The sequence below is a fragment of the Bordetella petrii genome (assembly GCF_020991325.1).
GTDB classification, from domain to species: Bacteria; Pseudomonadota; Gammaproteobacteria; order Burkholderiales; family Burkholderiaceae_B; genus Bordetella_A; species Bordetella_A petrii_E.
Map to the genome: position 1 here is coordinate 1 of NZ_JAJMLX010000308.1, position 4,971 is coordinate 4,971.

Below are 4,971 nucleotides of genomic sequence, written 5' to 3' on the forward strand. Positions count from 1 at the left end.
TTCGCATTTTCCCGTCCGGCCCTGGCGGCCGCCTTGTCCGCGGCCTGCCTGCTGGGCACCGCGCATGCCGAAGACATTGCGCGTACAGGCCGACATCTACACCGACGGCCATGAAAAGCTCGCCGCCCAGGTATTGTGGCGCGCCGCCGACGACGCGGACTGGCAGGCCGTGCCCATGCGCGCCCTGCCCAACGACCGCTGGGAAGCCTGCATCAGTCCGCCGCGCATCGGACGCCATGAATTCATGATCAGCGCCTGGCGCGACAGCTGGGAAACCTTCCGCACCGACCTCAGCAAGAAACGCGACGCTGGCCAGAACCTTGCCGCCGACATGCTGGACGGCGCCGCCATGCTGCGCGACGCGCTGGCCCGTGCAACGGCGATAGCGGCCCGGCCGGCGCCGGCGGCCGCGGTGGAACAGGCCCTGCAGGAATTGGGCAAGGCGCCCGGGCCCGATGCCGCGCGGATCCTGCTGGATGCGGACCTGGCCGCCGCCATGCATGAACTGAGCGACAAGCCATTCCTTTACCTCAGCCCGGCCCCCTATCCGCTCTGGGTCGACCGGCGCCTGGCGCGCCATGCCAGTTGGTATGAACTGTTCCCCCGCTCGCAATCGCGCGAGCCCGGCATGCATGGCACATTCGATGACGTGATCGCCCGCCTGCCGGAGGTGCGCGACATGGGATTCGACGTGCTGTATTTTCCGCCCATACACCCTATCGGGCGCACGCACCGCAAAGGCCCCAACAACAGCCTGCAAAGCCTGGAAGACGACGTGGGCAGCCCCTATGCCATCGGGGCGCCCGACGGCGGCCACGATGGCATCCATGGCGAACTGGGCACCCTGGACGATTTCCTGCGGCTCGTGGCGGCAACGCGCGCGCATGGCATGGAGATCGCCCTGGATTTCGCCATCCAGTGCTCGCCCGACCACCCCTGGCTGGCGCGCCACCCGGACTGGTTCGAACGCCGTGCCGACGGCACCATACGCTACGCCGAGAATCCTCCGAAGAAGTACGAAGATATCGTCAACGTCTCGTTCTATGGGGGCAGCGGACGGCGCGCCCGCAAGTCGTCGCTGTGGCTGGCGCTGCGCGACGTTGTGCTGTTCTGGGTAGACAACGGCGTGCGCGTGTTCCGCGTCGACAATCCCCACACCAAGCCGCTGCCGTTCTGGGAATGGCTGATCGCCGAAGTGCAGGGACGCCACCCCGATGTCATCTTCTTGTCCGAGGCATTTACCCGCCCCAAGATGATGTACCGCCTGGCCAAGGTCGGATTCACGCAGTCTTATACCTACTTCACGTGGCGCAACACCAAACAGGAACTGACGGAATATCTGGAAGAACTGTCGTCGCCGCCCGCATCCGACTTCTTCCGGCCCAATTTTTTCGTCAATACGCCCGACATCAATCCCTATTTCCTGCAGGCCTCGGGACGGCCAGGGTTCCTGATACGCGCGGCGCTGGCGGCAACCACGTCGGGATTGTGGGGCATGTACAGCGGCTTCGAACTGTGCGAATTCCAGCCGGTTCCCGGCAAAGAGGAATACCTGGATTCCGAGAAATACCAATTGCGCCAGCGCGACTGGCAAGCGCCCGGCAACATCATCGCGCAGATCGCGCAGTTGAATGGCATCCGCCGCGCCAACCCGGCCCTGCAGACCCACCAGGGTTTCCATGCGGTGGAAAGCGGCAACGAGCAGGTGCTGTGCTTCTGGAAGGCCACGCCCTGCCTCGGCAACGTCGTGCTCGCGGCCATCAGCCTGGACCCGCACCATGCCCAGCACGCGCGGCTGGAAGCCCCATTCTGGCTGTTCGACCAGCCCGACCACGGCCAGCTGTGCGCGCATGACCTGCAGGCCGGCGCCCCGGAAACCTGGCACGGCAAATGGCGCGACCTTACCTTGCACCCCGACCAGCCCTACCGCCTGTGGCGCTTGTCGGCACGCGACTGATATGCGGAGCTTACATGTCACCTGCATCCTCAACATCCGCCGCAACGCCACTGCACGATACCCCGCACTGGTACAAGGACGCGGTCATCTACCAACTGCATATCCGTTCGTTCTTCGATGCGAATAACGACGGCATCGGCGACTTCGAGGGCCTGACCTCCAAGCTGGACTACATTGCCAGCCTGGGCGTGGATACGGTCTGGCTGCTGCCGTTCTACCCGTCGCCGCGCCGCGACGATGGCTACGACATCGCCGATTACCGCAACGTGCATCCCGACTACGGCAGCATCGCCGATGCGCGGCGCTTCATCCGGGCCGCGCATGCGCGCGGCCTGCGGGTCATCACCGAACTGGTGGTGAACCATACGTCCGACCAGCATCCTTGGTTCCAGCGAGCGCGGCGCGCCCGCGCGGGCAGCGCGGCCCGCAACTACTACGTGTGGTCCGACGACGACCAGGTTTATTCCGGCACCCGCATCATTTTCTGCGACACCGAGAAATCGAACTGGACGCGCGACCCCGAGGCCGGCGCCTATTTCTGGCACCGCTTCTATTCGCACCAACCCGACCTGAATTACGACAATCCGCAGGTCCTGAAGGAAATCCTGTCGGTGATGCGCTACTGGCTGGACATGGGGGTGGACGGCCTGCGGCTGGATGCCGTTCCCTACCTGGTTGAGCGCGAGGGCACGAACAATGAAAACCTGCCCGAGACGCACCAGGTGCTGCGGCAGATACGCGCGGTTATCGACGCCGAGTATCCGGGCCGCATGTTGCTGGCCGAAGCCAACCAATGGCCGGAAGATGCGCAGGAATACTTTGGCCAGGGCGACGAATGCCATATGTCGTTCCACTTTCCGCTGATGCCGCGCATGTACATGGCCATTGCGCAAGAAGACCGCTTCCCCATCACCGACATCATCAAGCAGACCCCGGAAATTCCCGAGTCGTGCCAATGGGCCATTTTCCTGCGCAACCACGATGAGCTGACCCTGGAGATGGTCACCAGCGAAGAACGCGACTACCTGTGGAACGTGTACGCGGCGGACAAGCGCGCCCGCATCAACCTGGGCATACGGCGCCGCCTGGCGCCACTGCTGGACCGCGACCGGCGCCGCATCGAACTGATGAACAGCCTGCTGCTGTCCATGCCAGGCACGCCCGTGCTGTACTACGGCGACGAACTGGGAATGGGCGACAACATCCACCTGGGCGACCGCGACGGGGTACGCACCCCCATGCAGTGGTCGCCCGACCGCAACGGCGGGTTTTCGCGCGCCGACCCGGAACGCCTGCCCCTGCCCGTGCTGATGGGGCCGCTGTATGGCTATGAAGCCGTCAATGTCGAGGCCCAGCAGCGCGACCCCCATTCTTTGTTGAACTGGACACGCCGCATGGTGGCAACCCGGCGCCAGTCGCGCGTGTTCGGCCGGGGCGCGCTGCGCTTCCTGTATCCCGGCAACCGCAAGATCCTGGCCTATCTGCGCCAGGAAGGCGACAACACCATCCTGTGCGTGGCCAATGTCTCCAATACGGCTCAGCCGGTGGAACTGGACCTGTCGGAGTTCGCCGGCAAGGTGCCGGTGGAGATGCTGGGCGACAGCCCCTTCCCCGACATTGGCACGCTGCCGTACCTGCTGACCTTGCCGCCTTACGGATTCTATTGGTTCGACCTGTCCCGCGACCAGGCTTCGCCCGCGTGGCATGCGCAGCAACCCGAGCGCATGCCCGACCTGACCACCCTGGTACTGCGGGGGCGTGCCGCTTTCGCGCTGACCGAGCCTTCGCGCCGGGCGCTGGAGCACGAGGTACTGCCCGCCTACCTGCAGCGGCAGCGCTGGTTTCCGTCCGACCATCGTATCGGCCAGGCCCGCGTGCTGGACATGACGCCCTTGGCCGGCACGGGCGCCGACAATTACTTCGCCGCCGAGCTGGAGACCGGCACTGGCGCGGCGCGCGCGCACCTGCACGTGCCCCTGGCCACTGTGTGGCAGGCTGCGTCCCCGCGGGATTACGTGCTGGCGCGCATCCGGCGCGGCGCCGATGTCGGCGTGCTGATCGACGCTTCGCAGCAGGAAGGCTATATACGCAGCCTGCTGGCCGCCCTGCAGGCGGGTAAGGAACAGGCCGCGGGCGGCGAACCCGGACCGGTGCTTTGCTTTGCGCCCGAGGCCGGCCTGCGCGACCTGGACCTGCCGGACGATGCCCCGCTGCATTGGCACGGCGGCGAACAGAGCAACACATCTGTCACCATCGGCGATGCCGCCATCCTGAAACTGGTGCGGCGCATCCAGGCGGGCGTGTCGCCCGAGGTGGAAATGTCGCGCCGGCTGACGCAGGCAGGCTATGCCAACACCCCGGCCCTGCTGGGCGAGGTGTCCAGGCGCGATGCCGACGGATCCGTGCGCACCCTGGCCCTGCTGCATGCCTACCTGCTGCATGAGGGCGATGCCTGGGCCTGGACCCTCGATTATCTGAAACGGGCCACTGACGACGCCTTGATGCGCGATGCCAGCATCGACGAATTCGATGAAGAACTGGCCGGCTATGCCACCGTCGCGGCCACTATCGGGCGACGCCTGGCTGAACTGCACAATGTACTGGCCCAGCCCTGCGACGACCCTGCATTCGCGCCGCAAACGGCCGGCACCGATGACGCGCAGGCGCGCGCGGCCGAAATCATCGCCATGCTGGACCGCGCGCTGGCGGCCTTGCAAAGCGTGCATGACGGCCTCGACGCCAACGCGCGTGCCTGCGCGGCCTGGCTGCAAGAACACCGCGACCGCCTGGCCCGGCGCATCGGCGAGCTGGCCCAGGCCGAGACCGGCGCGCCGCACCTGCGCATTCATGGCGACTTCCACCTGGGCCAGGTGCTGTTGGCGCAGACCGATGCCTACCTGATCGATTTCGAAGGCGAACCGGCGCGGCCGCTGGCCGAGCGCCGCGCGAAAAGCAGCCCGCTGAAGGACGTGGCGGGCATGCTGCGGTCGTTCGACTATGCCACTGCCACGGTG

The 4,971-nt window shown here is 66.0% G+C and carries 1 protein-coding gene and 1 pseudogene; both read left to right on the plus strand.

What is annotated here, in order from left to right:
* Positions 1 to 76 precede the first annotated feature (76 nt).
* Positions 77 to 1,957, plus strand: a pseudogene (locus LPZ50_RS21555) (alpha-1,4-glucan--maltose-1-phosphate maltosyltransferase); the annotation flags it as partial.
* 14 nt (positions 1,958 to 1,971) lie between these two features.
* Positions 1,972 to 4,971 (plus strand): maltose alpha-D-glucosyltransferase (gene treS / locus LPZ50_RS21560; RefSeq protein WP_230664809.1); only part of this gene is annotated, 3,000 nt, incomplete at its 3' end.